At 62.3% G+C, this 25823-nt stretch carries 27 protein-coding genes and 3 pseudogenes; 17 read left to right on the forward strand and 13 right to left on the reverse strand.

The window, feature by feature from the left end; translation table 11 throughout:
• Positions 1-86: 86 nt before the first annotated feature.
• Positions 87-671 (reverse strand): annotated as a pseudogene (betI, locus tag B5E41_RS27160) (transcriptional regulator BetI); the annotation flags it as partial.
• Positions 672-854: 183 nt separating this feature from the next.
• Between betI and B5E41_RS27165 the strand changes: the two are divergent.
• The 4 genes from B5E41_RS27165 (at position 855) to B5E41_RS27180 (ending at position 4899) form a co-directional block, all read left to right on the forward strand.
• Positions 855-1403, forward strand: coding sequence for an HdeD family acid-resistance protein (locus B5E41_RS27165; RefSeq protein WP_088396816.1), 549 nt, complete (start codon positions 855-857; stop codon positions 1401-1403).
• Positions 1404-1598: 195 nt separating this feature from the next.
• Positions 1599-1841: a ribbon-helix-helix domain-containing protein gene (locus tag B5E41_RS27170; protein ID WP_088396817.1), complete on the forward strand. Its 243-nt coding sequence runs from the start codon at positions 1599-1601 to the stop codon at positions 1839-1841.
• A gap of 227 nt (positions 1842-2068) precedes the next feature.
• Entirely contained in the window at positions 2069-3817 is a 1749-nt protein-coding gene (locus B5E41_RS27175) for a GGDEF domain-containing protein (protein WP_245303164.1), read from the forward strand.
• A 77-nt stretch (positions 3818-3894) separates the two neighbouring features.
• Positions 3895-4899, forward strand: a complete 1005-nt coding sequence (locus B5E41_RS27180) for an NAD(P)H-quinone oxidoreductase (protein WP_088396819.1) — start codon at positions 3895-3897, stop codon at positions 4897-4899.
• Positions 4900-4992: 93 nt separating this feature from the next.
• Here the strand turns inward: B5E41_RS27180 and B5E41_RS27185 are convergent, their stop codons facing one another.
• Entirely contained in the window at positions 4993-6414 is a 1422-nt protein-coding gene (locus B5E41_RS27185; protein ID WP_088396820.1) for an MFS transporter, read from the reverse strand.
• 102 nt (positions 6415-6516) lie between these two features.
• Here B5E41_RS27185 and B5E41_RS27190 point away from each other — a divergent pair, with 102 nt between their 5' ends.
• Positions 6517-7140 carry a helix-turn-helix transcriptional regulator gene (locus B5E41_RS27190; protein ID WP_088396821.1) on the forward strand — a complete coding sequence of 208 codons (624 nt, stop codon included), beginning with the start codon at positions 6517-6519 and terminating at the stop codon, positions 7138-7140.
• A 43-nt stretch (positions 7141-7183) separates the two neighbouring features.
• Here B5E41_RS27190 and B5E41_RS27195 read toward each other — a convergent pair whose 3' ends face one another.
• Positions 7184-8395 (reverse strand): MFS transporter, encoded by a 1212-nt coding sequence (locus tag B5E41_RS27195; protein ID WP_088396822.1) that lies wholly within the window; start codon positions 8393-8395, stop codon positions 7184-7186.
• Positions 8396-9122: 727 nt separating this feature from the next.
• Here B5E41_RS27195 and B5E41_RS27205 point away from each other — a divergent pair.
• Both B5E41_RS27205 and B5E41_RS27210 read left to right on the forward strand, forming a co-directional pair.
• Positions 9123-9461, forward strand: coding sequence for a hypothetical protein (locus B5E41_RS27205; RefSeq protein WP_088396824.1), 339 nt, complete (start codon positions 9123-9125; stop codon positions 9459-9461).
• A 186-nt stretch (positions 9462-9647) separates the two neighbouring features.
• On the forward strand, positions 9648-10655 hold the full coding sequence (locus B5E41_RS27210; RefSeq protein WP_088396825.1) for an asparaginase: 1008 nt from the start codon (positions 9648-9650) through the stop codon (positions 10653-10655).
• A gap of 56 nt (positions 10656-10711) precedes the next feature.
• On the opposite strand, the gene B5E41_RS27215 is transcribed toward B5E41_RS27210, so the two are convergent.
• Complete coding sequence (locus tag B5E41_RS27215) at positions 10712-11467, reverse strand: DeoR/GlpR family DNA-binding transcription regulator (protein WP_088396826.1); 756 nt, start codon at positions 11465-11467, stop codon at positions 10712-10714.
• Positions 11468-11590: 123 nt separating this feature from the next.
• Between B5E41_RS27215 and B5E41_RS27220 the strand changes: the two genes are divergently transcribed.
• A complete protein-coding gene (locus B5E41_RS27220; RefSeq protein ID WP_088396842.1) occupies positions 11591-11947 on the forward strand; it encodes a DUF4406 domain-containing protein in 357 nt (118 codons plus the stop codon).
• A 290-nt stretch (positions 11948-12237) separates the two neighbouring features.
• Positions 12238-12858, forward strand: a complete 621-nt coding sequence (locus B5E41_RS27225; RefSeq protein WP_088396827.1) for a glutathione S-transferase family protein — start codon at positions 12238-12240, stop codon at positions 12856-12858.
• 60 nt (positions 12859-12918) lie between these two features.
• On the opposite strand, the gene B5E41_RS27230 is transcribed toward B5E41_RS27225, so the two are convergent.
• The 5 genes from B5E41_RS27230 to B5E41_RS27250 form a co-directional block, all read right to left on the reverse strand.
• Complete coding sequence (locus tag B5E41_RS27230; RefSeq protein ID WP_088396828.1) at positions 12919-13326, reverse strand: type II toxin-antitoxin system VapC family toxin; 408 nt, start codon at positions 13324-13326, stop codon at positions 12919-12921.
• A complete protein-coding gene (locus B5E41_RS27235; protein ID WP_088396829.1) occupies positions 13326-13580 on the reverse strand; it encodes a type II toxin-antitoxin system Phd/YefM family antitoxin in 255 nt (84 codons plus the stop codon). The genes B5E41_RS27230 and B5E41_RS27235 overlap by 1 nt, the downstream gene beginning before the upstream one ends.
• Before the next feature lie 83 nt (positions 13581-13663).
• A complete protein-coding gene (locus tag B5E41_RS27240) occupies positions 13664-14467 on the reverse strand; it encodes an ABC transporter permease (protein ID WP_088396830.1) in 804 nt (267 codons plus the stop codon).
• A gap of 2 nt (positions 14468-14469) precedes the next feature.
• Positions 14470-15270 carry an ABC transporter permease gene (locus tag B5E41_RS27245; protein WP_088396831.1) on the reverse strand — a complete coding sequence of 267 codons (801 nt, stop codon included), beginning with the start codon at positions 15268-15270 and terminating at the stop codon, positions 14470-14472.
• 43 nt (positions 15271-15313) lie between these two features.
• Positions 15314-16315: an ABC transporter ATP-binding protein gene (locus tag B5E41_RS27250; RefSeq protein WP_088396832.1), complete on the reverse strand. Its 1002-nt coding sequence runs from the start codon at positions 16313-16315 to the stop codon at positions 15314-15316.
• 69 nt (positions 16316-16384) lie between these two features.
• Here B5E41_RS27250 and B5E41_RS31460 point away from each other — a divergent pair, with 69 nt between their 5' ends.
• The 3 genes from B5E41_RS31460 (at position 16385) to B5E41_RS27260 (ending at position 17401) form a co-directional block, all read left to right on the forward strand.
• Positions 16385-16654: a hypothetical protein gene (locus B5E41_RS31460; protein ID WP_141098813.1), complete on the forward strand. Its 270-nt coding sequence runs from the start codon at positions 16385-16387 to the stop codon at positions 16652-16654.
• Between the two features lie 65 nt (positions 16655-16719).
• Positions 16720-16935 (forward strand): hypervirulence associated TUDOR domain-containing protein, encoded by a 216-nt coding sequence (locus B5E41_RS27255; RefSeq protein WP_064806016.1) that lies wholly within the window; start codon positions 16720-16722, stop codon positions 16933-16935.
• A gap of 1 nt (position 16936) precedes the next feature.
• Positions 16937-17401, forward strand: coding sequence for a DUF2231 domain-containing protein (locus B5E41_RS27260; protein WP_088396833.1), 465 nt, complete (start codon positions 16937-16939; stop codon positions 17399-17401).
• A gap of 157 nt (positions 17402-17558) precedes the next feature.
• Here the strand turns inward: B5E41_RS27260 and B5E41_RS27265 are convergent, their stop codons facing one another.
• Positions 17559-17744, reverse strand: coding sequence for a hypothetical protein (locus B5E41_RS27265; protein WP_085858715.1), 186 nt, complete (start codon positions 17742-17744; stop codon positions 17559-17561).
• A gap of 178 nt (positions 17745-17922) precedes the next feature.
• On the opposite strand from B5E41_RS27265, the gene B5E41_RS27270 reads away from it, so the two are divergent.
• Complete coding sequence (locus B5E41_RS27270; RefSeq protein WP_064801148.1) at positions 17923-18819, forward strand: LysR substrate-binding domain-containing protein; 897 nt, start codon at positions 17923-17925, stop codon at positions 18817-18819.
• A 3-nt stretch (positions 18820-18822) separates the two neighbouring features.
• Here the strand turns inward: B5E41_RS27270 and B5E41_RS27275 are convergent.
• A pseudogene (locus B5E41_RS27275) lies at positions 18823-19490 on the reverse strand (glutathione S-transferase family protein).
• 235 nt (positions 19491-19725) lie between these two features.
• Between B5E41_RS27275 and B5E41_RS27280 the strand changes: the two are divergent.
• Together B5E41_RS27280 and B5E41_RS27285 are read left to right on the forward strand one after the other, a co-directional pair.
• The gene (locus B5E41_RS27280; RefSeq protein ID WP_088396843.1) at positions 19726-19965 is read left to right on the forward strand and encodes a hypothetical protein; all 240 of its coding nucleotides are present in this window, start codon (positions 19726-19728) and stop codon (positions 19963-19965) included.
• 116 nt (positions 19966-20081) lie between these two features.
• On the forward strand, positions 20082-20546 hold the full coding sequence (locus B5E41_RS27285) for a YbhB/YbcL family Raf kinase inhibitor-like protein (protein ID WP_085858719.1): 465 nt from the start codon (positions 20082-20084) through the stop codon (positions 20544-20546).
• A 19-nt stretch (positions 20547-20565) separates the two neighbouring features.
• Here the strand turns inward: B5E41_RS27285 and B5E41_RS27290 are convergent, their stop codons facing one another.
• Positions 20566-21933 carry a TIGR03808 family TAT-translocated repetitive protein gene (locus B5E41_RS27290; protein ID WP_088396834.1) on the reverse strand — a complete coding sequence of 456 codons (1368 nt, stop codon included), beginning with the start codon at positions 21931-21933 and terminating at the stop codon, positions 20566-20568.
• A 252-nt stretch (positions 21934-22185) separates the two neighbouring features.
• Here B5E41_RS27290 and B5E41_RS27295 point away from each other — a divergent pair, with 252 nt between their 5' ends.
• Positions 22186-24483, forward strand: coding sequence for a putative bifunctional diguanylate cyclase/phosphodiesterase (locus tag B5E41_RS27295; RefSeq protein WP_088396844.1), 2298 nt, complete (start codon positions 22186-22188; stop codon positions 24481-24483).
• Positions 24484-24495: 12 nt separating this feature from the next.
• On the opposite strand, the pseudogene B5E41_RS27300 reads toward B5E41_RS27295, so the two are convergent.
• Positions 24496-24895 (reverse strand): annotated as a pseudogene (locus tag B5E41_RS27300) (LuxR C-terminal-related transcriptional regulator).
• Between the two features lie 477 nt (positions 24896-25372).
• Between B5E41_RS27300 and B5E41_RS27305 the strand changes: the two are divergent.
• A partial coding sequence (locus tag B5E41_RS27305) for a PAS domain-containing protein (RefSeq protein ID WP_141098814.1) occupies positions 25373-25823 on the forward strand: 451 nt, incomplete at its 3' end.

Here is a 25823-nt window from a genome sequence, read left to right on the forward strand (position 1 = left end):
GGGCCGGATGAGGGGGCGGCAATCTCGGCCTTTCGGCCGTTCGCTCCTGCGTCGCTCACCCCCTCATCTGTCCTTCGGACATCTTCTCCCCGCTGGGGAGAAGGGGAGGTGGCGGCTAGAAGCGCGTTCACATAATCCTCCGTCAGCGCGATCGAGGCTTCGATGCCGATCGGCGCCGATTTCAGACTCTGCCTGATATAGAGCCCGTCGATCATCGCCGCAGCGCCCTCGGCGATGCGTTCTGCGGCGTCGGCCGGCAGCAGCGCCTTGAGGTCGGCAAGCAGGTTCGAACGCAGCCGGCTGGCATAGATCACCAGAAAGCGCCGCGTCTCCTCGGACCGCTGCGCTTCGGCGTAAAAGGCAAGCCAGGCGGCAATCGTCTCCGGTGCGAACTGGTCGGCGTGGAAGCTGATACGGATCACCGCCGAAAGCCGTTCGCGCGGCGTCTTCGCTGCCTTCAGCGCTGCCACCGTATCGCTGCGCAACTGTCTCAGCAGCGAGCGGATCGTCTCGATCAGCAATTGTTCCTTACTGCCGAAATAATGATGGGCAAGGGCTGGCGAGACGCCGGCCTGCCGGGCGATGTCGGACATGGTGACGGCAAGCGAGCCGTGATCACCGATCACCCGCAGCGCTGCATCGACAAGCGCCTTGCGGCGCACCGGCTCCATTCCGACTTTCGGCAAGGCCGCAACTCCCTGAAAACGGCGCCATGTTACTTCTGGCCATATCTCTACCCATATTATTTTTGATTGACTGATCAATCAATAAAAATCTTTCTTGCATGCCGCCCGCGGCCGCATCTTCCCCCGGGCCAGTGCTGCAACATATTCAAAGCTACGGGAGGTGCGTTTATGGCCGATGTCTTCAACGAAACGCCGGCATCCCAGCTGCAGTCGAAATGGATCTGGTTCGTCGGCCTCGGCGTGCTGCTCTTGGTCTGCGGTCTGATCGCGCTCGGCAACCTGATGCTCGCCACCGTCGTTTCAGTCTATTACGTCGGCATGCTCATGCTGTTCGGCGGCGTGACCTATCTCGTCCATGCCTTTCAGGTCCGTGGCTGGGATCATGTGCTCTTCTGGACCCTGAGCGGCCTGCTCTATGTGTTTGCCGGCATCGCAGCCTTCGTCAATCCGATCCTGACATCGGCGGCGCTGACGCTGTTTCTATCGCTCGCCCTCGTCATCGCCGGCGTCTTCCGCACCTGGGTCGGAAGGCGCATGAAGCCGGTCAAAGGCTGGGGCTGGATCGTCGCAAGCGGCGTCATCACCGCGCTTGCCGGTTTCGTCATCGCGCTCGGCTGGCCGGTCAACAGCCTCTGGGTCCTCGGCCTGTTCCTGGCCGTCGATCTCATTGTCCAGGGCTGGACGATGATCGCCTTCGGCCTCGGCATCCGCAGCTGAAACGGTGAAAAGCCGTTTCTTTTTTGACAAGGACATGACGGGGGATTAGACTTTAGGGATTAGGGCCGATCCGGGTTATGCGGACGGTTTCCGTGCGAATGCACCACAGCACCGGCGAAATCGCCGAGATGCCGAAAATGGTCATGCGTCCCCCAAAGGCAGGGTACTGCCTGAAGAAAAAAAGGGAGGAAGTTCATGCCGATGGTCACCGTTTCCCTCTCTCCGCAACAGGCGGCGGGCATCCGTGCCGCCGTCGACACGGGTGGTTACGCCTCGAGCAGCGAGGTCGTCCGCGAGGCGCTTCGCCTCTGGGATACCGCCCGCAAGCTCGGCGAATTCAAGGCAGATCTCCTCGACGACGAGAGCGTCGCCTCCGGCGGCAGATGCGTCGCCGACATGTTTGCCGATCACGAAGCGCAGCGCCATCGCTCCGCCTGAACAAGCGCCTGATTGTACTGGGTAATTCGAATTCACGCGGAACGCGTGCCGGGATTCGCGTCTTTCACAAAACTTTCATATTGGCGAAAGGGTTCATTGATCCTTCTGCGGCAAGTTCCTGAGCAAGAAGAACAAGTCGCAGTGGAGATCGGCCCACAATGAAGACTGCAATTTCTTTGGCTGGCGCCGTCGAGCCGGGCGTGCTCCGCCGTTATGCGAGCGATCAGATGGTAACCCTTGCCAAGCTCGTCGTCGAGAACGCCTTCCAGCCGATTGTCGAAGCCGGCACCGGTACTGTCTTCGGTTACGAGTCCCTGATGCGCGGCCAGGAGCGCATCGGTTACGAAACGCCGGCCGACATTCTGGACGAGGCGCATCGGACCGGTCAGCTGCTGCAGCTCGAACAGATGGTTGCCAGCCGCGCGCTCGCCAAGTTCGCGACGCTGTCGAATTTCTCCACCGCGACGCTGTTCCTCAATCTCGATGTCCGGCTGATCCCCGATGGTGAGCGCCTGGTCGAGAGCCTGCTGCAACACCTGCGGACGGCCAATATTCCGCCGTCCTCCATCTGTTTCGAGTTCTCCGAACGTTTCGACAATACCAGCGTGCCGGAATTTGCCGCCCTGGTTTCCACGCTGCGCAAGGCCGGCTTCAAGCTGGCGATCGACGATTTCGGCGTCGGTCACGGCGAGATGAAGCTGCTTTGCGATCATGCCGTCGACTATCTGAAGATCGACCGGCATTTCGTCGCCGAGATCGACCGCAGCCCGCGCAAGCGTCATCTGCTGAAGAGCATCGTCAACATTGCCCATGTGCTCGGCACCCGCGTCATCGCCGAAGGCATCGAAACCGAGGCCGAATTCATCGCCTGCCGCGAATATGGTGTCGATCTCGTCCAGGGCTGGTTCATCTCGCGGCCGACCACGCATATGTCGGAGCTGGCGCCATCCTTCCCGCATCTGCAGGAGCTCGGCAAGAGCAAGCGGGCGAGCCAGTCGCTCGACGAAATCCTCATCCGCAAGCAGATCGAACTCCTGCCGACGGTCTACGAAAACGACAGCATCGACAGCGTCTTCGAGCTCTTCCGCCGAAATCCGCGCCAGGCCTTCTTTCCCGTCCTCAACGCCAATAGCGAACCGCGCGGCATCATCCACGAGCAGCATCTCAAAGAGTATATTTATCAGCCCTTTGGCCGTGACCTCCTGAAGAACAAGATGTACGAGCGCTCCATTTCGCATTTCGTCGAGATGGCGCCGATCGTCGGCCTCGACAGCGATGCCGAGCAGCTGATGGCGATCTTCGCCAATATGGAAGGCAGCAACTGCCTGATCCTGACCGACAATATGCGTTATGCCGGCGTTGTTTCCGCCGCTTCGCTGATCAAGGTCATCAACGAGAAACAGCTGAAGACCGCCCAGGACCAGAACCCTCTGACCGGCCTGCCGGGCAATCGCGCCATCCGCGATTTCATGCGCCAGTCCGGCCGCGACGGCGATGAGGTCCGCCATTTCTGCTATTGCGACTTCGACAACTTCAAGCCGTTCAACGATGCCTACGGCTTCCATCTCGGCGACCACGCGATCTCGCTGTTTGCCGCGCTGATGCGCCGCTATTTCTTCGCCGAGCGGCATTTTCTCGGCCATGTCGGCGGCGATGATTTCTTCATCGGCGTCGTCGGCTGGACGAAGGAGGAGCTGGCCGAGATCCTCGACCGGCTGATCAGCGATTTCCACGACGACGTGCTCGATCTTTATTCCGACGAGCACCGCGCCGCCGGCCGCATCCTCGGCCACGATCGCACCGGCACTGAGGCCCTGTTCCCGCTGATGCGCTGCTCGATCGGCGTTCTCGAACTGCCGGAAGGCCTCGTCATCGACGATATCAACCGCGTGAGCGCCGAAATCGCCGTCATCAAGTCGGCCGCCAAGGAGAGCGAGGAGGGCCTCGCCTTCCATTTCCTCGGCGAGGCGAATTGACGCCCTTGCCGCTTCCAGCCTTCCCAAGCCGGCCGGGCTGATCTATTCCGAACCTTCTGGATCAGGAGGGTCGCGCCATGTCATTGCCTCAGGAAATGCGTTTCGTCGATCTCAAATCCTTCGGCGGGCCTGATGTGATGGTGATCGGCAAGCGTCCTCTGCCGGTGGCCGGCGAAGGCGAGGTCCTCGTGCGCGCCGAGGCGATCGGCGTCAACCGTCCCGATATTGCCCAGCGGCAGGGCAGCTATCCCCCGCCCAAGGATGCGAGCCCGATTCTCGGGCTGGAGCTATCCGGTGAAATCGTCGGCGTCGGGCCTGGCGTCCGCGGCTATGCGGTCGGCGACAAGGTCTGCGGCCTCGCCAATGGCGGCGCCTATGCCGAATATTGCCTGCTGCCAGCCGGTCAGATCCTGCCCTTTCCCAAGGGATACGACGCTGTAAAGGCCGCGGCGCTTCCCGAGACCTTCTTCACCGTCTGGGCAAATCTCTTCCAGATGGCCGGGCTGACCGAAGGCGAGAGCGTGCTGATCCATGGCGGCACGAGCGGCATCGGCACCACCGCCATCCAGCTCGCCCGCGCCTTCGGCGCCGAGGTCTATGCCACCGCCGGCTCGACGGAAAAATGCGAGGCCTGCGAAAAGCTCGGCGCCAAACGAGGGATCAACTATAGGAGCGAGGATTTCGCCGCGGTGATCAAGGCCGAGACCGGCCAGGGTGTCGATGTCATCCTCGACATGATCGGCGCCGCCTATTTCGAGCGCAACATCGCCTCGCTTGCCAAGGACGGCTGCCTGTCGATCATCGCCTTCCTCGGCGGGGCCGTCGCCGAAAAGGTCAATCTCTCGCCGATCATGGTCAAGCGGCTGACGGTCACTGGCTCCACCATGCGCCCGCGCACCGCCGAAGAAAAACGCGCCATCCGCGACGACCTGCTTTCCGAAGTCTGGCCGCTGCTGGAGGCCGGCACGGTCGCCCCCGTGATCCACAAGGTCTTCGCCTTCGAGCATGTCGTCGAGGCGCACCGGCTGCTGGAAGAGGGCAGCCATGTCGGCAAGGTCATGCTGCGCGTCAGCCGAGCATGATGCCGAAAAGTGTGAACGGTTTTCGGGCTACATCATGCTCTAACTCTTTTAATCTAGAACAGGATTCAGGTTTTAGGCCGACTCGGCCTAAAATCATCCTGTTCTGAGGGTCAGCGAGACGCCGACGGCGAGAATGCCCGGCAGCGCCATCAGCAGATAAAGCCAATGCGCTGCCGACAGCGCGCCCGACATGCCGCCCGGATCGACGAGGCCGGCGCCATTGGCGATGACGCCGGCGAAAGCCGCACCGAAGGCGCCGCCAAGCGAGCTCATCGTCGGGATTGCCGCCGAGGCCTTGTCCTGTTCGTTGCTGGCAACAAGCTTCAGCACCATGGCGACGAGATGCGCCCAGCCGAGACCGATACCGAAGCCCATCATGAACATGGCGGCCGCTGCCGGCAGGATGAGCGGCAAATCCCCCTGCGGATTTTCGTTGGCGAGAAATACCGCCAGCGAAGCGGTCGCCGCCGCCTCGATCAGCGCGCCGGCGACAATCGCCAGATAGGCCTGTCGGCCACTCAACGAACTGCCGATGAAGGCGGCGAAGGTCCAGCCGAGGGCGACCAGCGCCACGAGATAACCGGAGATCAGCGGCGTTACCCCGTGCAGCACCTGCAGGAAATAGGGAATGAAGACCTCGCTGACGAGCACGACGGTCATGGCGAGCATTGCCAGGTAGACGCGGCAAATCGGTCGGGAAAGGCTGACGGCGCCGGACGGCAGCAGCCGGTTGCGGCTTCGGCCCTCGATGCCGAGCATGGCCGAGACCGCGACGACCGAGGCGATGATCAGCAGGGCTTTGATGGCTGTCACGTCGATCGCGCCGGCCGCACTGACCATCAGCACGGCGGTAAGCAGCAGCCCAATCTGCAGGACCGGTGTTCCCGCCTGGTCGCGCTCATCCCTGGCCTCGGGCAAAAGCCGCGGCGCCAGCGCCGCCATCGCAAGACCGAGCGGTACGAGCACGATGAAGGCGTAGCGCCAATCGCTGCCTGACGAAAAGAAGCCGCCGAGCGTCGGCCCGATGACGGTCGCCACACCCCAGATCGCCGCATAGAGCGTCGAGGCTTTTCGCCATAGTGGTTCCGGGTAGACATAGCGGATGAAGGCATAGCCGAGGGCAGCCAGCGCACCCGTCCCTAGGCCCTGGACGGCGCGGCCGATCAGCACCACCGGCATCGAAGGGCCGATTGCCGCGACCATGCTGCCCACGCCGAAGACCAGCGCCGCGATCACGTAGACCACGCGGAGCCCGATTCCCCGCGGGCGCATGGCGACGAAGATCGAACCGAGAATGGCGGCCGCCACGAACAGGCTCGTCACCCAGGAAATCAGGGCAAGGCCGCCGATATCGCGCACGATCGAGGGCGTGATGGTGGCGGTGATGTAACTCTCGACAGCATAAAGCGTCACGCCGCCGGCAAGCATGAAGGTCGCCGGCAGGTGTTCCGGCAGGAACAGGCGGAAGACGGAACTGGCGTTCGGAATGGAAATAGTCTGGTCGATATCGGACATGGGATGCTCCCGATGTTTTTGCTGGCGGATTATTATTTTCCAAGTTATAAATTGGAAAATTGCACGTCGCTGCGATTAAAACAAGAGTTCACTTGGAGAAATATGCGTCAGTCCCCGGCCAACCGAATTCTGATCCTGCTCAAGACCGAGGGCCCGCAGCTTGGCTCGGCAATCGGCGATGCGCTTGGCATTTCCAGCGAGGCCGCCCGCCAGCAGCTGGCGAAGATGGCAGAGGAGGGGTTGGTGCAGCCGGTCACCGTTGCCGCTGCCGGCAGGGGCAGGCCGCGTCAGCTCTGGCACCTGACTGCGGCCGGCAATCGCCGCTTCCCCGATGGCCATGCCGAACTGACGGCCAATCTCCTCGGCACCCTCGTTGATCAGCTTGGGGCGGGAGCGCTTGACACCGTCATCGCCGCCCGCGAGGTCGAGACGCTGAAGCGCTATCGCCACGAGCTCGAAAACGCCAGCGACCTTGCCGCGCGCGTCGAGGGCCTGGCCGCGATCCGCACCCGCGAGGGTTATATGGCCGACAGTTGGCAGCAGGCGGACGGCTCGTTCATGCTGGTTGAAAATCACTGTCCGATCTGCGCGGCTGCCACCGCCTGCGCCGGCTTCTGCCGCTCCGAGCTCGAAACCTTCCGCGCCGCCCTCGGCGCAGACGTCGAGCGTAGCGAACATATCCTCACCGGCGCCCGCCGCTGCGCTTACCGCATCACGGCGCGTTAAGGCATGGCGATTGAAGCGGGCGTGTGCCCTGCACTGCCTGCAATCAGGCCGGCTGCCGCGCCTGCCGCCTGCTGCTTTCCAGATGGAGCAACGCCCCAACCGCCGCCAGGCCGGAGGCGGCGCCGACGAAGGCGGTGCCGGAATAGTCGGTGAGCGATGTGCCGAAGGCGAAGAGCCCGGCGGCGATGCCGGTGCCGATGAAGGTGTTGAGCGAGAGCAGCGAGGTTCCGAGCCCCGGCCGGTCGGCGATCAGATCCTGCAGATAGGTGATCGGCACGCTGAGAATTGCCGCCGCGCCGCAGGCGTTGACGAGCAGCAGCGCATAGATGTGCCAGGGCGAGGACGCAAATCCGAGCAGCAGCAGATAGGCGCAGTAGATCAGCGCGCCGAAGGCGAGCACATACGCGGTGCGGAAGCGCCGCTGCGCCATGCCCCACATCATCATGAACGGCATTTCGAGAAGCGCCGTCAGCCCGGCGATGAAACCGACGTCAGCGACGTTTCCGCCCGCCGCACGGGTGATGATCAGCGGCAGAAGCATGCCGTTCAGCCGCTGCAGAGCGAAAAGCAGCGACATGATGACGACGCGGATCAGCACGTTCGGCATGAAGATCCGTTTCAGCGAAGCGAGGAAACCCACCGGATCGGGAGCAGGGCCGGTGCTGCCGTTGCCGGGGGCGAAGAAGAAATACAGGCAGAAGCAGGTGCAGCTGGCGAGTGCGGCGATGCCATAGGCCGGCGTCATCGATGGCGAATTGACGAGATAAAGGCCGATCAGCCCCGGCGCCAGCGCCCAGGAGCCGGAAAACAGCGCCCGCACCGTTGCCGTCACCGCCGCGCCCTCGCTACGCTCCATCTGGTTGGTCCTGGCGCGCAGGCTGGCGAAGAGCAGCGAATAGGTGGAGCCGCTCATCGGCACCAGCAGCAGCGTCGAAAAGATGAAGATTGCCGGGCTGTGGATGATTGCGATCGATCCGAAGCCGAGCATGCCGGCGACCGAAAGCCCCAGCACCAGCGGCCGGCGCTCCTTCAGCCTGTCCGACCAGATGCCGAGCGTCAGGCTGGTCGTCACGTTGACGATCGCCGAGAAGAACACCAGCGCCGAATAGGCGCCGTTGCTTAAGCCCAGCTCGTTGATCCCGATGATCGACTGGTAGGGCACGGTCGAGGCGTAGGTAAAGGCAAGCGCGACGAGCGTCACGGCGGGAATGCGGATCCTGTTGTCGCGCAGGATGAGGGAAAGAGTGGATGACATTCGGGCGGTTCCTGATGCACCATCTTTAGCCGCGTCCGATGCATCAGAGAAACGATAGTTTTCGATCGTTTCAGTCAATTCCTGTGATGACTGTCTGCGTCAGATCTGCGCCGTCAAACTGGAGAGCCAGAAATCGATTTGCCCCAAGGGAAGAACGCTTCCGAGGAAGCCGGTCAGAACCGACGCGATTGACATCAATGCCAACCCGAGAAGCGCTCCGAGGATGATTCCGACGATTGTCCTTTTAGGCCGGCGCGCCAACCAGCACGCCAGACCGAGAGAGACAAGCGTGAAAAATAGCCACAATATGGACTCTGAAATGGATAGAGTTGATTGCAAAGCACTTCCTTCGAATGTGATTTTGGTTGCAAGATAGCGTCGCTACGCGTCCAACCTCAAGGCTTGGATTCAACGGGGTGCGGACGGCGCGATCCGAGCAGCCTTCATCAATATGGTTGGAGCCAGGCGCAAGGATGACGGAGGTCGAGGCCGAATTGGCAGCGTGCGCAATCATTCTCCTCCGCCCGGCATTGCAGTTCTGCTCCACGAGCCACCCCACCCTTCGTCATGCTCGGCCTTGAGCCGAGCATCCACACCGCATCCATCAAGGCCTGGGATGACCGAGTGGGTGGGCGCTTCGGCGTAAATGCGTGCGTTGCTCTAGTCGATTGACTCTACCAATTTTCTGTCATTAGTGCTCGCCGGGGTTGATCATTTGGATGGGACGATGAAATTTCGCATTCTTGGCATTGTCGCGCTTTCTTTGGCCGTTGCAGGTTGCACGCACACAGCCCCCGACGGTCGTCCGCTCGTTCAGCACTTCTTTCGGAACCTCGTGATGAACGGATGTGGTTTCCAAATGACATGGGAATCGGCGAAAGAAGCCACAGATACGTTTAAGCCAGCCATCCCGACCGACAGAGAACGCCTGACCGACAGAGGCCTCATGAGGGCTGCAATCGCGGTTTGCGGCAAAGTGCAGTCCGGACGTAAGAGCAAAGCCATCGAAGTCGAGGTTCCCGACAGTGGCGGTGTCCTCAGGAAAATCGTCATTGAAAGAGAATAGGCGCGGACTGCTCTCCATCCACCGTCGTCCTTCGGCTTGATCCCGGATCCATGCCGCTGCTGTTGGTAGATGCGGTATGGATGCTCGGCTCAAGGCCGAGCATGACGGAGGGGTGGGGCTAAACCCGTTGGCTTTCGCGGCGGGACGCGTTATGCCTCCCTCGTCCCCAGCATCCGGATGAGAGCCATGACCAATCCCGTCGCCGTCGAAGTCACCCGTGGTCTGCTCGTCGAAAGCCGTCATCGCGGCGCGGTGGCGGTCGTTGATGGCGACGGCAGGCTTGTCTTTTCGCTCGGCGACATCGACGCCGCGGTCTTCCCGCGCTCGGCCTGCAAGGCGATGCAGGCACTGCCGCTCGTCGAGAGCGGCGCGGCGGATGCCTATGGCTTCGGCGACAAAGAACTGGCGCTCGCCTGCGCCTCGCATAATGGCGAGGAAGAACATGTGGCGCTTGCCGCCTCGATGCTGTCGCATGCCGGCCGGAATGCCGAAGCGCTGGAATGCGGCGCCCACTGGTCGATGAACCAGAAAGTTCTGATCCATCAGGCCCGCACGCTCGACGCACCGACGGCGCTGCACAACAATTGCTCGGGAAAGCATGCCGGCTTCATCTGCGCCTGCTGCCACCGCGATATCGACCCGAAGGGTTATGTCGGCTACGAGCATCCGCTGCAGGTCGAGATCCGAGCAGTGATGGAAAGTCTGACCGGCGCCGTGCTCGGCGCCGAGAGCTGCGGCACCGACGGCTGCTCAATCCCGACCTATGCCGTGCCTTTGCGCAGCCTGGCCCACGGCTTTGCCAAAATGGCGACCGGCATCGGCCTGGAGCCCCTGCGCGCCAAAGCATCCCGCCGCCTGATCGAAGCCTGCATGGCCGAGCCCTTCTATGTCGCCGGCTCCGGCCGCGCCTGCACCAAACTGATGCAGATCGCTCCCGGCCGCATCTTCGTCAAGACCGGCGCCGAGGGTGTCTTCTGTGCCGCGATCCCGGAAAAGGGCATCGCCATCGCGCTGAAATGTGAGGATGGCGCCACCCGCGCCGCCGAGGCCATGGTGGCGGCGACGCTTGCCCGCTTCTTCGAGACGGAAGAGACGGTGCATGCAGCCTTGATGGCCTTTGCCGCAATGCCGATGGGCAACTGGAACGGCATCCATGTCGGCGATATCAGAGCGACCTCCATCTTCTCGGCGTGATGCCGAAACCGTGCGCGGTTTTCGCACGACATCATGCCCTGCTTTTTAGCGCGTGATTAGGCTGCCATTATCGTACCGTTGAGATCGCGGTAGGGTTTCAGCCGCTCGGCCGTCATCTCCGTCGGCACGATCAGCCCGGCCACTTCGGCAATGCCGAGCACAGGGCAGGGCGAGACGAGGTCGAACTTCTCCTCCGTCAGCAGCACATGCGTTTCAGCCGCGCAGCGGGCGATATGTCTCTTGATCGCCGCTTCCTCGAAATCGCCGGTGGAAAGCCCGTGTACGGGATGGGCGGCGGTGACGCCGAGGAAGAAGAGATCGGGGCGCAACTGCGAAATCGCCGCCATCGCCGCAGCGCCCGTCGCCACCATCGAATGTTTGTAGAGCCGTCCGCCGGCCAGGATCACCTCCGCCGTCGGATGGTGCTCGAGCTCGGCGGCGATCGTCGGACTGTGGGTCGCGACCGTCAGCGCCATGTCACGCGGCAAATGCCTGGCGATCTCCGCTGTCGTCGTGCCGCCGTCGAGGAAGATCATCTGCCCCGGCTTGATCATCGCCGCCGCGGCGGCTCCGAGCCGCGCCTTGACCTCGGACGAGACGCTGCGCCGCGCGGTGAAATCGGGCAGATGGGGCGAAAGCGGCATCGCCCCGCCATGCACCCGTTTCAACAGCCCTTCCGCCGCCATTTCCCTGAGGTCGCGCCGGATCGTGTCTTCCGAAAGCGAAAAATCCTCGGCGACACGCTTGGCAATCACCTGACCGTCACGGCGCAGAATGTCGAGGATCAGGGTCTTGCGTTGCGTCGTGAGCATTGTCTTTCCGCACGAAAATGAACGAGACGACATGATGTTGCACGAAATGACTCGACATTCAAGAAATATCGTGCATTTTCGGGAAATCCCGTGCATGAAGCCGGGAGAGTGATGGAGTGGATCATGTTGATATTGATTGCCGGGCCTTATCGGTCCGGGACGGGCGACGACCCGGAAAAAATGGCGGCCAACCTGAAGCGGCTGGAGGAACCCTCCCACAAGCTGTTTGAAGCCGGCCATGTGCCGATGATCGGCGAATGGGTGGCGCTGCCGATCTGGCACGCCGCCGGCGGCAGATCGGTCGGGGACGCGCTCTACGAGGAAATCTTCCATCCGGTCGCCGGCCGGCTGCTGCAGCTCTGCGAGGGCGTGCTGCGCTTACCCGGCGATTCCAAGGGCGCCGACAATGACGTGCGCATCGCCAGAGAACGCGGCATCCCGGTCTGGCACCGGCTGGAGGATGTGCCGGGTTGCGGCTGAGCAGCGAGTTTGTGCCGGTGATTTGCCCCTCACCCTAGCCCTTGCCGGGGGCGAGCCGCTGGTCTCGACCCGTCCCGCGGACCCCCATTTTGACGGGGAGAGGGGACGTGCCCTGCGAGAGGCCCGAGGGGGACCGAGAGGTCGCGGCATATTCCCTTCTCCCCGTCAGAACGGGGAGAGGGTGGCGGCAGCCGGATGAGGGGCGACTCCGACGCAAAGCAAACCCATCTCCCCCGTTCCGGCGCAGTCATCCCTGCGCTATATCTCGTTCCGAAAGGGAGTGGACAACCATGCTGACATTATATTACGCGTCCGGAACCTGCGCGCTCGCAAGCCTTATTGCTCTGGAAGAATCCGGCCTAGCCTTCGAAACGAAGAAGCTCAGCTTCGCCAATGGCGAGCAGCGTTCGCCCGACTATCTGAAGATCAATCCGAAGGGCCGGGTGCCGGCGCTCGTCACCGAGCGCGGCGTGCTGACGGAAACGCCGGCGATCCTCGGCTTCATCGCTGAAAGCGCCCCGACCGCAAAGCTCGCGCCGCTCGGCGATGCCTTCGAAATGGCGCGGTTGCAATCCTTCAACAGCTATCTCTGCTCGACCGTGCATGTGAACCATGCCCATCGCCGGCGCGGCTCGCGCTGGGCCGACGAGCCGGCGGCACTCGAGGCGATGAAGGCCAAGGTACCGCAGAATATGGCCGATTGCTTCACGCTGATCGAAGAGACGATGTTCAAAGGCCCGTGGGTGATGGGCGAGACCTATTCGCTCGCCGATCCCTATCTCTTCGTCATGACCGACTGGCTGCCCGCCGACGGCGTCGATCCCGCCCGTTTCGCAAAGGTCAGCGACCACCACGCCCGCATGCTGCAGCGCCCCGCCGTTCAGCGGGCGCTGGTCTATGACCGGGGCTGATGCGCCGGGAGATGTCAACTCCGGTCGGGGGCGTGGGGCCGGTCGTAGCCGCCCCTGAACTCACGCTGAGGTCTGCCAGGGGTCGATCACGGATGCACCGGTGTCCTGGAAGTCGTCGACATTGCGGGTGACGACGATGAGATCGTGGACGATCGCCGTCGCAGCGATCAATCCATCAATGTCGCCGCGCGGCCGGATCGCTGCAATGCGGCCCCATTCCACGGCAATCTGATCGGTCACCGGAAGGATACGGCTGCCATGGTCGTGGCGCAGCTTGCGCAGCCACTCGGCCAAGTGGGTCGCGGCCTTCGGATCCGACCTCTGTTTGAGGGCAATGCCGCGCATGATCTCGCCGAGCGTCAACGCGCTCAGATGGATGCTCAGCGGATCGACAGAGCGCAGCCAGGAAACCGCCTGGAGCGTGCCGCGTCGCGCCTCAGAGACGATATTGGTATCGACGAGATACATCAGAAAGTCACGCCACGGCTCGGGCTCTTGACCCTCGCTTCGACCGCATCGGCGAGATCATCGTCCCAGGCAGGACCGCCCAGTAGATCATCGACCAGCGTCGGGCGGCCGGCACGCAGGGCGTCGTAATCGTCGGCGGACAATACGACAGCCGCGCGCTCACCGCGCAAGGTGACCACTTGCGGTCCCTCGTCTCGCGCCTTCTGAACCACTTTCGAGAACTGGTTCTTTGCGTCCTGCAATTGCCATTCCATAAAACCGCTCCTAGCTAGACTGTCTAGCTATGTAAGAGCGGAAGGGCGGCAGGTCAATGAGGGTGTTCTCGGCTGCCCGATCATCAGCCGCCCGCACCCTGGTACCTGCGGGTGGCGTAGCGCCAGTGGGCCATGGCGAGCAACACCCAGACCGGGCCGGCGGCGAGCGTCACCAGCCCGGCCCAACCGCCGAGGATCGGGATGGGTTTGCCGAGCAGGGCGCCGACCGGGACCGAGCTGGTCAGTGCCAGGGGAACGGCGGTGATCAGCGTCAGCTGGATGCTGCCGGGAAAGATGTTGAGAGGATAACGCGTCAGCTCCCAGAAGCCGAAGAAGATCGAAAACAGGTGGTTCGACCGTACCCACATCAGTGCCGTCGCGCCGATCATGGTGATCATCGCACCGGTCAACAGCGTCGCACTGACGATCGCGGCAAGCAGAAAAGCTATGGACGGCGCAGACCAGGCGAAGTCGACCGACAGGATGGCCCAACCGAGCAGCGGCACTGCCAGGATGATGTGGCCGGCATAGCCGATATTGAGGCCGGAGAAGACGAGATAGGCCCAGGGGCTGAACGGCTTCACCAGGAGCGTATCGTAGGTGCCGAGCCGCACCAGCTCCTCGAGGTCGCGCAATTGCACGAAGCTCATCGCTGCCCCCAGCGAATAGGCGAGCAGCTGGAAGCTGAAGAGCAGCGCCAGCTCCGGCCAGGTCCAGCCGCCGAGCGTCTGAAACCGGGCAAGCAGGATGCCGATCGTTGCAAAGACGCTACCATAGGAGAGGATCTGCGCAAGCCGGTCGAGCCAGAAGGCGCCGCGATATTCCATTTGTGAGCGCACATGCATGCGCACCAGGAGCGGAATGACGCGGAGGTGATAGATGAACACGATCAGCCTCCCTGCACGGTGATGCGGCGCGATGCCAGGCGCCACAGCCAGAGCACACCCAAAAGGAACAGTCCGGCCCAGCCGAGGCCGAGGCCGAGATGTAGCCAGGTGTCGGCCACCGAAAGCCTGCCGAGATAGACGGCATTGGGATAATAGACGACCCAGGCGAAGGGCAGGTGGCGGGCGATCGTCGCTAAGGGCTCAGGGAAGAACCAGAAGGGCACCAGCAGGCCGGAGAACAGATGCAGCAGGGCGCCGAGGATCCAGTCGAGCGAGAAGCTCGTCATCAGCCAGAAGGCGATCAGCCCGAACAGCGCCGACATCAGGAAGATCAGCACGAAGGACAGCGCCCAGAAGACGGCGAACATCAGGCCATGGAACAGGCTTGCCGGCGCCAGCATGCCGTAGATCAAGGCGGTGAAGGCGACGGTCGGGATGACCTGCGTCGCCAGGCGATAGGAAAAGCTGCCGCATTCATTGGCGAAGAGATAGAGCGGATAGGAAAGCGGCTTCAGCAGCCAGACGGCGATATCGCCTGTCTTGAGCGACCGGCCGATCTCCCCGATGACCCTTTCCGGACGGGTAGCGCCCATCACAGCCCCGCCGAGCAGCGCATAAGTCACCATCTGCTGCAGCGAGACGCCGTCGACCACGGTCGCGCCGGCGCCGCCATAGACGGCGAGCCAGATGGCGACGCGGGCGACGACCTGCACCAGCTTGCCGAAAATATTGGCCCAGACCTCGTTGCGATAGGCGAGCTGCGCGTGGAAGGCGCTGCGTGTAAAGGCAAGATATGCGCTCATAGCGTGGGCGCCCGGGCGTTGCGTGTGAAGGCGAGATAAGCGCTCATGAGGCCCGGGCTCTGGCATTGCGACCCTGGTAGAAGGTGCGGATGACCTCTTCGATGTCGGGCTCGTGCAGCGCCACGTCCTTGAGGTCGCGGTCGCTGCCGACCTCCGAAAGGATTTTGACCAGCGACACGTCCTCGCGCTCGATCAGATATTCCTTGCGCAAGCCCTCGTCGTTGACGAGCGACGCGGTGCTGAGCCGCAAAGGGCCGGGGTCGCTGGCAAATTCCAGCGTCAGCCGCCGAGCCGAGCCGAGGGCGGCGCGCAGGCGGCGCAATTCGCCGTCGAAGATCAGCCTCGCGTGATCGACCATGATCAGCCGCGGGCAGATGGTCTCGATGTCCTGCAGGTCATGCGTGGTGAGAATGATGGTGACGCCGCGTTCGCGGTTGATCTCGGCGAGGAAGCGCCGCACGGCATCCTTGGCGACCACGTCGAGCCCGATCGTCGGTTCGTCGAGAAAGAGGATTTTCGGATCGTGCAGCAGCGACATGACGATCTCGGCGCGCATGCGCTGGCCGAGGCTGAGCTGGCGCACCGCCCGGTCGAGAAAGGGCGAAAGGTCGAGCAGCTCGCTGAAGTGACGCAGGTTGTCCGCATAGCGAGAAGCCGGGATATCATAGATGCGCTGGTGCAGGGTGAAGCTGTCGATCAGCGGCAGGTCCCACCACAGCTGGCTGCGCTGGCCGAAGACGACGCCGATCTCGCGCGCATTGTCCATGCGGGAGAGATGCGGCGTGCGGCCGAGCACCGAAAGCGTGCCGGCGCTCGGCACCAGAATGCCGGTCATCATCTTGATCATCGTCGATTTGCCGGCGCCGTTCGGGCCGAGATAGCCGACGGCTTCGCCGGCGGTAATATCGAAGCCGATATCGGAAACCGCCTGAACCTCGGTATACTCGCTCGTCACCAGCGTCTTGAAGGCGCCGAACAAACCCGGAAATCTCTTGTGCTGCCGGAAGCGCTTGCTGACGCCCCGTGCTTCGATCAAAGCCGGCATGTCTATTCCCTCGGAGGTGAAGCGAGCCGACTCGGGCGGCGAGGGCTTGCGAAGGCAGGCTAGCGCGAAGTGGGATTCGTTCAAGCTGAAGTTGCGTTTCGACCGTCATTTCGGCCTTATGTCGCCACCACCTTTGACCGATTTCCGCCTGCGCTTCATTGCAGGCATGGGCAAATCTATGCCTTGCTCATCGTCGCTGTGGACATCGCGATCATCGTTCTTGCCGGTCGATGGAACACCTCGGATGCCGATCACTATCTGGGCTTCCGCAATCTTCGCTCGCGCCGCAAGCGGCAGGCCTCTTCTCCACAGCTGCGGGTTTCAGCTTGTCGGCCGTGACGGGAACAAACCAGGCGGTCTGGATGTTTGACGCATACTCTGCTGCATCTGACGAGTTGTGCGACATGGCCAAATTTGCTCGGGGAGATCACGTCACCTGGAATTCGGAGGCCGGGCAGGTCTCCGGCCGCATCATCGCGATCCACACCCGGGATTTTGATTACAAGGGCCATCGGCGCCGGGCGACGGAGGCATCGCCCCAGTACGAGATCAAGAGCGACAAGAGCGATCATATCGCTGCCCACAGGCAAGACGCATTGAAAAAGGTCGGAGGACAATAGGATGAACCCGAAAAGCACCTTGAGCATTGCCGGTCATCCGATCCATCCGATGTTGATCCCGTTCCCGGTCGCCGCCTTCGTCGGCACGCTTGTTGTCGACATCGTCTACGCCAGATCGGGCGATCCGGCCTGGGCAGTAGCGACCAACTGGATGCTCGGCGCCGGCCTTGTCATGGCGGCGCTGGCGGCAGTTGCCGGATTGACTGACTTTCTCGGCGACAGCCGCATTCGCGACCTGCGCGACGCCTGGTTCCATATGATCGGCAATGTCGTCCTCGTCCTGATCGAGGCCGTCAACCTCTGGCGCCGATTGGCCGAAGGTGGCGACTTCATCGTGCCGACGGGATTGGTGCTGTCGTTGATCGCCACCGCCCTTCTTCTGTTCAACGGCTGGAAAGGCTGGGAAATGGTCTATCGCCACCGCGTCGGCGTCAGCGAGGATCCGGCCAATCCGACGAGATCATGAACGGCATGCATCCCCGCCGCACGACCCCATCATACACCAACGGCAACGTACAAGGATGAGGCTCTCGAGGCGCTGCGTTCGGTGATTTGCTGGCAGGCATCTGCCGTTTAACGGGCGCCGGCATAACGCAAAACCAGCAAAAGCGCGGGAGCGGTGCTCACGCGCATTTCGCCAGCGGCGGCCTGGCCTCGGCATGAAAACCGGTCTCCGCTCCCAGCGGCAGATCGGCGATTTCGCGTAGCGACATGCGCTGGACCTCGGGATGCCGCAGCGGGTCATCCTTCCAGTCCGGGTCGATCTGCGTCCCCGCGGCAGACCTCAAGAAAAACTTCAGCCATGACATGGCAAGCCTCGCATTCTCCAGCGGCGCGGAAAGATGGTCAAACGGCGGCTGGTGCCGAACAAGCTCTCCCGCTCATCGTGCCATCGCCGGTCGAGCGGGATTCTGTATGCTTGCAATGTCTGCCTGCGCCGGTGCTTTTTCAATTGAGATTACCACGGCGACATTATAGAAAAACTATATGAAGAACCTGAATAGCGTCCATCTCAACGGCCTCAGGGCGCTGGAGGCCGTCGGTCGTCTCGGCTCATTGCAGGCGGCCGCCGACGAGCTCGGCGTCTCGGTTGGCGCCGTCAGCCAGCAGGTGATCAAGGCCGAAGCCCAACTCGGCCAAGTGATCTTCGAGCGCACCGCCCGGGGCATGATCGCCACCGAAGCCGGTCGGCCGGTGCTCGCAGCGCTCGACGAGGGCTTCGCCCGCCTTTCGGCGGCGGTCTCGATCGCAAGCCGCAAGGACGATACGATCCTGACCATCTCGGTGGCGCCGGTCTTCGCCGCCCGCTGGCTCGTCTGCCGGCTTGACCGCTTCGCCGAGCGTTACCCCGACATCAAGCTGCGGCTGGATGCGACGCACAATCTCGTCAATCCGGCGCTCGGCGACGTCGATATCGGCATCCGCGTCGGAGCCGGCAAATGGCCCGACGTGAAGGCTGAACTGCTGCTGGAACAGGAGGTCTTTCCCGTCTGTTCGCCTGAGATGGCGGCGAAACTACATGAACCCGCGGATATCCTGCGATTACCAGCGGTTATCGACGGCCGCGCCATGTTCAGCTGGGAAGTCTGGATGCGCGAGGCCGGACTTTCGGGCGCGACGCCGTCGACGCGCCATGTCTTCAACGACGCCTCGCTGTGCCTCGATGCGGCGATCGCCGGCCAGGGCGTGATGCTCGCCTGGCAGACGCTTGCGCACTTTGCGCTGGCCGAAGGCCGGCTGGCGGCGCCCTTCGGCATTCGCGCAAAGACCGGCTTCGGCCACTATTTCATCACCGCCGAAGGCGCGCGCGAACCGAAGAAGGTCAAGGATTTCAAGGCCTGGATCCGCGAGGAGATGGCCGGAACGCTGGCGCTTTTCGAGTAGGCGTTAAACCTCGACCGGCTCCTTGCTGCGAGCCGCCTGCATCGCTTTGTAAGCCGGGCGGGACTGGCAGCGTTCGATCCAAGCCTTGATGTTCGGATGCGCGTCGAAAAGATCCGCCTCGCTCTGGGCATAACGCAACACCTCGGCGATGTTGAGATCGGCGACGGTGAAGCGATCGCCGACGATCCACTGCCGGCCGGAAAGGTGACCTTCGAGCGCCGCAAATGGCCGGCGCAGCCCGTAGCAGGCGGCGGCGATCGTCTGCTTGCCATCGTCGCTGTTCTCAAGCTCGTTATCGTAGGTCAGGACGATCCGCACCGAATGCGGCTCGACCTGCGAGGCCGCCCAGATCGTCCACATCGTCAGCAATCCGTCTTCCTCGACGGTTTGGCCGGAAAGCGGCCCGCCATGCTTGCGCGCGAGGTAGAGATTGATCGCCAGCGACTCGTGCATGACGAGGTCGCCGTCGCGAATGCTGGGGATCTGCGCCATCGGGTTGAGGGCTGTAAAATCGGGCGAATGCGTGTTGAGCGGCGCCTCTTCGGCGAGCGGGTCGGCAAGCCGCCTGGCCTGCAGCACGGGGATCGAGCGGAATTCGAGCCCGAGTTCCTCCGCCATCCAGTAGACGAGCGCGAAGCGCGCGATCGATAGACCCCATAGATTGTCAGCATGACGATATCCCCTCGCTGTGTCGCAGAAACCGTAAACGCCGGATCACCCTCGGAAAAGTCCTCGCCGCTGATGGGACGATGAAAGCTTTTGATGCCGCCGGGGCCTTCCCGGCCGGATCGAGCACAATTGGGAACAATGAGAGAGCCGGCGGGTTGGACCCTGAGATTGGCGCCGTCCAAGCGCCGAAAAGCGATGAGCCGCGTGCGCAACGCGGGCCAGGCAAAGGAGGAACTCATGACGGGCAAGAAGACGCATGAACAACAGCTTCGTGTCATCGAGAAACGCGAGAAAACCGCAAATGCCGGCAAGGATTTCGACGCCAAGGCAGATCTGCAACGCAATGAGCAGGCGAAGGAAGCCTATCGCAAAGGCAATGATCTGAAGGCCGACCCGGACCCCCGCAATGACGACCGGGCCATGATGCGCGGCCGCAATCAGGAGAGCGAGCATAAAAAGGGGGGTGGTCGTCCCTGACGATGAAGGAGCCCCGAACATCAAGGAGCTCCCGATCAGAAAGGAGCCCGATTAGAAAGGAGCCCCCTTGGAAAGGAGCCCGCTTAGAAAGGAGCCCGCTTAGAAAGGAGAATGTCATGACTTTGACATTGATCAGCAAGGCTTTTGCCCAGGATCAGCCGATCCCGAAGAAATATGCGCGCGCCGGCGAGAATCTCTTTCCGCCCCTGACCTGGAGCGGCGCGCCCGAGGAGACCAGGAGCTTTGCTCTGATGGTTGAGGATCCGGATGCTCCGCATGGCACGTTCCGCCATTGCGGCATTGCCAATATCCCGGCTGAGTGGTGCGCACTTGCCGAAAGCGTCGATACGGCGCCGGAGCAGGCGCCGCGCTTCTACAAGAACGATTTCGGCAATGCCCGTTACGATGGCCCGCAGCCGCCGGCAGGCGATCGCCCGCATCACTACATCTTCCGCCTCGCGGCCCTCGACGTGCCGAAGCTTTCTACGCCGGATGCCGCCGGTATCAGCGCGATGTGGGCGGAGGCAAAGAAACACGCATTGGCGGAAGCGACCGTCACCGGCACCTATCAGACGCACTGAGCAAAGACGGAGCCGCGTGTCAGGACACGCGGTTTCGCTCGACGGTCAGCTGCGCATAGGGCGCGTTGCCGCCCGCCATTTCGGCGGAGACTTGTCTGTCCCACTCAAAGCCGAGGACCGCCCCTTCACCAACCTCCTGGAAGATGTTGTCGGTGATGACGGCCGTGCCGGCCCCCTCGGCGACCGAGACCGCGCATCCCACAGGGGCCTTGCGCACCACATTGCCGCTGACGACGACATTTCTGAGATAAGCCCCCCATCCGATCTGCAGGCCCCAGCGTGGCGCGCCCTCGATCACATTGCCGGACACCAGCGTATCGGCTTCCGCCGCAATGCCGATGCCGAAGCCGACCTCGTGCTTGTAGGGGCCTTTCAGCGTCAGGTTGCGCACGACATTGCCGGTGACGCTCGCGAGCCGCCCGCCCTCGTCGAAATTGGCGATCGAAATGCCGTTCGCCGCCCCGTCGATCATATTGGCGGAGACCACCGCCCCTTCGAAGGCGAATTCGACATAGATCGCCGTCTCGCCTGAGCGCCGGCACTGATTGCTGCTGATCTGGATGTCCGAGGCCGAGTTGGCGCGGATCGCCGTGAAGGCGCAGTCGGAAATCTGGTTGTTCACCACCATCACCCCGTCGGCTCGGAAGATGTTGATGCCGTTGCCGTTCTGGCCGGTGCCGCCGTCATTGGCGCGGATGTTGGAAATACGATTGCCGGAAACGACCGTGCCGTCCTCCGCATTCTTCCAGCGATGCACGAGAATGCCGCCATTGCCGCAATCCGAGACCATATTTGCAACGATCGAAAGATTGGCGGAATCGACGGCGTAGAGGCCGGATTGAGCGGCGCCCGAAATGCGGCTGCGTTCGATCCGCCCGCCACAGCGCTCCAGCTGCAGGCCGTGCTTGCGGCTGCCGCCGATCTCGCAATTGTCGATCAGCACCTCGTCGACACCGGTAAATTGCAGGAGCCCGCCGGCATGATCGCCGAGCCAGCGGTTGCCGCCGTCGATGACGAGATTGGAAAGCTCGATGCGCCTGATGTTTTCGGCCGCAAATAGATGGCCGTCGCCGGTATAGACGATCCGCGAGGCGCCGGGCACGCCTGATATGCGCGTATTGTCGGGCAGGGTGAGGTTGGAAATCTTGTAGGTGCCGGGCGGCAGGAAGACCGGCACGTTCTCGGCCGCCGCCTGCTTTATCATCTGCTCCAGGTTGCGGGTCTTGCGGTCGCCGCTTTCGGGAACGGCGCGATATTCCACCGCGTCGATTGCACCGCGCAGATCGGGCTGACTGGCAGCCGTCAGCGGCGAGGCAAGCGCTCGCGACGTCCCGCCCGCCAGCGCCGAGGCGGCGAGAAAGAGGAGCATGTCGCGGCGAAGGGGCATTCCGGGCTCTCCTGTCATGACGCGCCCGTAGCAGAAAACGTGCCAGCCCGCCTGCCTTCTTTTGGCACAGGCCCTTCACATCAATCCGAAATTCTTGCTGCGACAGGGGCCGATGGCAGGATCTCGCCGCTTATCTTGGTGTGTCATTCACCCTTTCGTTTAAGCAACCCGAAGGGAATGCGGACTACTTTGAGGTGAAAATACATTGGGTGTTGCGGAATGGGCCTTCAGCCGCTGGGGGAGAATGGCGTCATGCACGAAGCGAGTGCCAGGCGACAGGAAACTGTCGATTCCCTGACGGCCGAAACGCGGCGTTTCGTTGCTGCGACTGAGGCGATGATGGCGTCCACCGCTCATCACCTCTCGGAGGGCGTTGAGAACCTGCGCCTGAAAGCAATCATCCACGAACTTCCGGACTTTCTCTACGTCAAGGATCGTGACAGCCGCTTCGTTTTCGCCAATGCCGTCACCGCCAGCCACCTTGGCTTTACGAGCGCAGAAGAGATCACCGGCAAGCGCGACTTCGACCTGTTCGATTTCGAGGTGGCGCGCCGGCATTTCGATATTGAGCAGCAGATCATGGCGAGCGGCCAGGCCCGGATCGACATGGAGGAGACGATCGTTCTTCCAGGCAGCCCCAGGCCGGTCTGCCGGCTGACCTCGAAGATACCGCTGCGCAACGAACGCAGCGAAATCGTCGGCCTGATCGGTGTTTCCCGCGATATCACCGAGCGCAAACTGCAGGAGGATCTGCATCGCGGCCAGGCGAAACTGCTCGAAATGATCGCCCGCAACGAGCCGCTGCCGATGATCCTCGAGGCGCTGGTGCTGATGATCGAGGCGCAACTGACCGGCATCGACGGATCGGTACTGCTGCTCGATATCGAGGGCACCAGGCTCTATCACGGCGCGGCGCCGAACTTGCCCGGCGGCTACAGCCGGCTCATCGACGGCGTCACCATCGGCCCAAAAGTCGGATCCTGCGGCACCGCCGCCTGGCGCGGCCAGCCTGTCATCGTCGAGGACGTGATGAGCGACCCGCTCTGGGAGGATTTCCGGGGCCTGGTCGCCCCCTTCGGCTTCCGCTCCTGCTGGTCGACACCGATTGCCACCTCCGAGAATAATGTGCTCGGCACCTTTGCTCTCTATTCCAGGGAAGTGCGCCGTCCCACCGAGCATGAAATGAACCTGGTGGCGCTCGCCACCCACATCGCCGGCATCGCCATAGAGCGCAAGCGGGTCGACGATCGCATCCATTTCATGGCCCATCACGACGAACTCACCGGCCTGCCGAACCGCGCCTTTCTGAAGGAGCGGCTCGCCAACATTCTTGATCAAGCCCGGCGCAACAATCGCAAGGTCACCGTCGCCTATATCGACCTCGACAATTTCAAGGACATCAACGACGGCCGCGGCCATGCGGCCGGCGACGAGGTGCTGAAGGAGATCGCCACCCGCATGGCCAACAGCATCCGTCCCTCGGATATGGTGGTGCGGCTCGGCGGCGATGAATTCCTCGTGGTGCTCGTCCACCAGTCGAGCCACGATGCCGGCATCACCCGCCGTCTTCGCGAGCTGCAGAAGGCGATCAACCGGCCGATACACGGCGGGAGCGGCGAGATGGCCATTACCTCGAGCATCGGGGTCGCCGCCTTTCCCTTCGACGGCGCAACGTCGGACGAGCTTCTCGCCAACGCCGACCGCGCCATGTACCGCGCCAAGCAGCTCGGCCGCAACACGCTGCAGCATCATGATGGCGACGGCGCGCCCGTCGGCATGCCGCTCGGTGAGCACGAGGAACTCCACCAGGCGATCACCGGCGACCAGCTGTTCCTGGAATATCAGCCGCAGGTCGATGTCGCCACCGGCCGCATCACCGGCATCGAGGCGCTGGTGCGCTGGAACCATCCGGCCAAGGGCAGGGTGCCGCCCGTCAAATTCATCCCGCTCGCCGAAGAGACCGGCCTGATCGTTCCCCTCGGCCTCTGGGTGCTGAACGAAGCCTGCCGCCAGACGCGCGCCTGGCACGATATGGGCCTGGCGCCGGTGACGATCGCCGTGAACGTCTCGGCCAAGCAGTTCGCCGATCCGGATTTCGCAACCCACGTCGCCGAGGCGCTGGAGCGCCACCGTCTGCAATCCCACTGGCTGGAGCTCGAAGTCACCGAAAGCGTGGTGATGCAGGATGCCGAACGCGCTCTGGCGATGATGGCATCACTGCGGGCGCTCGGCGTGCGCCTGTCGATCGACGATTTCGGCTCCGGCTATTCCAGCCTCGCGGCCCTGAAGACCTTCCCCTTCGACCGGCTGAAGATGGACCGCTCGCTGGTCGAGGCCCTGCCGGGCGACAAAACCGCCGTCGCCATCGCCTCCGCCGTCATTTCGCTAGCGCAAACGCTGAAACTGTCGGTCCTCGCCGAAGGCGTAGAGACCGACGCCCAGATGGATTTCCTGCGGCAGGCCCATTGCGAGCAAGCGCAGGGCTATCGCTTCTCGAAGCCCGTCCCGCCGGAGGAGGCTACCCTGTTGCTGCAGGCGCAGTCGATCTAACTCGGAAAAGCTCTAAACCCGAATGATATTGAGGCGCAGAGCGCCGACGACCGCCTGTGTCCTCGTCGTGCATCCCAGCTTCTTGATCACGCTGCCGATATGATTGTTGACCGCATTTTCCGACAGATCGAGAAGCTTCGCGATTTCGCTGCTCTTCCTGCCCCCGGCCGTCAGCCTCAGGCAGTCCAGCTCGCTCGGCTTAAAGGCAATCGGTTTGTGTTTCTCGTTCAATGTCAGGTGATGATCTTTGTCGCGCCTATTTCAACGAAGTCGACCGTCGGCAGCGTCATGATCAGGAAAGCCGTCATTCCCAGATCCTGGGTCAGATCTTTCATATATTTGAAACTTCGTAATGCGTCTTGAAGCCTGCGGCGACGTCCTCAATTCGATTGAACTCATCCTCGAGCTTCATGTCTTTTCTCCAAATCACTCCCCGCGTTCACGGCTGACGTGTCCAGCAATTCGCCCGTATTGGAATTGATCCTGCACGCTCGAAGGACGCTGAAATATGCAGTTGTAGCGGGAAAACAGAAAGGCTGTTCACCGCCGGAAATACGAACATAAAGGGCGATTGATGCTTAACAAAGAGTAAACCGATCTTAGATTTTTCAGGGCAGGTCCATGTGAAAAAAACGCTGTCTTCACGCTCGAAATCCCCACGGGAATATCTCCTGCTGAAGCCGGCCCTCGGGGGGCTTCAGGCAAATAGCTGATTTTATTTTGTTATTATTTACGTGGCGTTCGGGCGTGAGGGCTTCTGTTCGGCGATTGTGGGTTAATGGATACTTAAAGAATTTATCGGATTCTCTTCCCAGGTTGCCCATCCAGCGCAAGTCCGGTGATGGGTCGCGGCAGTCATTCGCGTAACATCTGTGTTAGGGGGAACAGCATGAAGACACTAGGATTCGGCTTCGGTTCGGATGCCAAGGCCGTACTGGCGGCGATGAGCAGGTCACAGGCCATCATCGAATTTGACCTCACCGGCAAGATTCTGACGGCCAACGCCAATTTCTGTGCCGCGCTCGGTTACGAATTGTCCGAGATTGTCGGCCAGCACCACCGGATGTTCGTCGAGCCGGCAGAAGTTTCCTCGGCCGAGTATCGCGAGTTCTGGGCAAAGCTCGGCCGAGGCGAGTTCGATCAGCGCCAATACAAGCGCATCGGCAAGGGCGGCAGGGAAATCTGGATCGAAGCCTCCTACAATCCCGTCTTCAGTGGCGGAAAGCCGTATAAGGTGGTGAAATTCGCGACCGATATCACCAGGCAGAAAATGCAAAGCGCCGAAGATGCCGGCAAGATAAGCGCGCTGTCGCGCGCCCAGGCGGTTATCGAATTCACGC

Source organism: Rhizobium esperanzae, assembly GCF_002204185.1.
GTDB classification, from domain to species: domain Bacteria; phylum Pseudomonadota; class Alphaproteobacteria; order Rhizobiales; family Rhizobiaceae; genus Rhizobium; species Rhizobium esperanzae.

Bases quoted from the DNA above. Each gene is read 5' to 3' on its own strand.
- B5E41_RS27260 (WP_088396833.1), top strand. From the start codon at position 16,937: ATGAACCCGAAAAGCACCTTGAGCATTGCCGGTCATCCGATCCATCCG.
- B5E41_RS27195 (WP_088396822.1), bottom strand. From the start codon at position 8,395: ATGTCATCCACTCTTTCCCTCATCCTGCGCGACAACAGGATCCGCATT.
- B5E41_RS27280 (WP_088396843.1), top strand. From the start codon at position 19,726: ATGACGGGCAAGAAGACGCATGAACAACAGCTTCGTGTCATCGAGAAA.
- B5E41_RS27270 (WP_064801148.1), top strand. From the start codon at position 17,923: ATGAAGAACCTGAATAGCGTCCATCTCAACGGCCTCAGGGCGCTGGAG.
- B5E41_RS27190 (WP_088396821.1), top strand. From the start codon at position 6,517: ATGCGTCAGTCCCCGGCCAACCGAATTCTGATCCTGCTCAAGACCGAG.
- B5E41_RS27285 (WP_085858719.1), top strand. From the start codon at position 20,082: ATGACTTTGACATTGATCAGCAAGGCTTTTGCCCAGGATCAGCCGATC.
- B5E41_RS27295 (WP_088396844.1), top strand. From the start codon at position 22,186: ATGCACGAAGCGAGTGCCAGGCGACAGGAAACTGTCGATTCCCTGACG.
- B5E41_RS27215 (WP_088396826.1), bottom strand. From the start codon at position 11,467: ATGCTCACGACGCAACGCAAGACCCTGATCCTCGACATTCTGCGCCGT.
- B5E41_RS27220 (WP_088396842.1), top strand. From the start codon at position 11,591: ATGTTGATATTGATTGCCGGGCCTTATCGGTCCGGGACGGGCGACGAC.
- B5E41_RS27210 (WP_088396825.1), top strand. From the start codon at position 9,648: ATGACCAATCCCGTCGCCGTCGAAGTCACCCGTGGTCTGCTCGTCGAA.
- B5E41_RS27235 (WP_088396829.1), bottom strand. From the start codon at position 13,580: ATGGAATGGCAATTGCAGGACGCAAAGAACCAGTTCTCGAAAGTGGTT.
- B5E41_RS27250 (WP_088396832.1), bottom strand. From the start codon at position 16,315: ATGCCGGCTTTGATCGAAGCACGGGGCGTCAGCAAGCGCTTCCGGCAG.
- B5E41_RS27245 (WP_088396831.1), bottom strand. From the start codon at position 15,270: ATGAGCGCATATCTTGCCTTTACACGCAGCGCCTTCCACGCGCAGCTC.
- B5E41_RS27185 (WP_088396820.1), bottom strand. From the start codon at position 6,414: ATGTCCGATATCGACCAGACTATTTCCATTCCGAACGCCAGTTCCGTC.
- B5E41_RS27170 (WP_088396817.1), top strand. From the start codon at position 1,599: ATGCCGATGGTCACCGTTTCCCTCTCTCCGCAACAGGCGGCGGGCATC.
- B5E41_RS27255 (WP_064806016.1), top strand. From the start codon at position 16,720: ATGGCCAAATTTGCTCGGGGAGATCACGTCACCTGGAATTCGGAGGCC.
- B5E41_RS27205 (WP_088396824.1), top strand. From the start codon at position 9,123: ATGAAATTTCGCATTCTTGGCATTGTCGCGCTTTCTTTGGCCGTTGCA.
- B5E41_RS27230 (WP_088396828.1), bottom strand. From the start codon at position 13,326: ATGTATCTCGTCGATACCAATATCGTCTCTGAGGCGCGACGCGGCACG.
- B5E41_RS27175 (WP_245303164.1), top strand. From the start codon at position 2,069: ATGGTAACCCTTGCCAAGCTCGTCGTCGAGAACGCCTTCCAGCCGATT.
- B5E41_RS27165 (WP_088396816.1), top strand. From the start codon at position 855: ATGGCCGATGTCTTCAACGAAACGCCGGCATCCCAGCTGCAGTCGAAA.
- B5E41_RS27180 (WP_088396819.1), top strand. From the start codon at position 3,895: ATGTCATTGCCTCAGGAAATGCGTTTCGTCGATCTCAAATCCTTCGGC.
- B5E41_RS27225 (WP_088396827.1), top strand. From the start codon at position 12,238: ATGCTGACATTATATTACGCGTCCGGAACCTGCGCGCTCGCAAGCCTT.
- B5E41_RS27290 (WP_088396834.1), bottom strand. From the start codon at position 21,933: ATGCCCCTTCGCCGCGACATGCTCCTCTTTCTCGCCGCCTCGGCGCTG.
- B5E41_RS27265 (WP_085858715.1), bottom strand. From the start codon at position 17,744: ATGTCATGGCTGAAGTTTTTCTTGAGGTCTGCCGCGGGGACGCAGATC.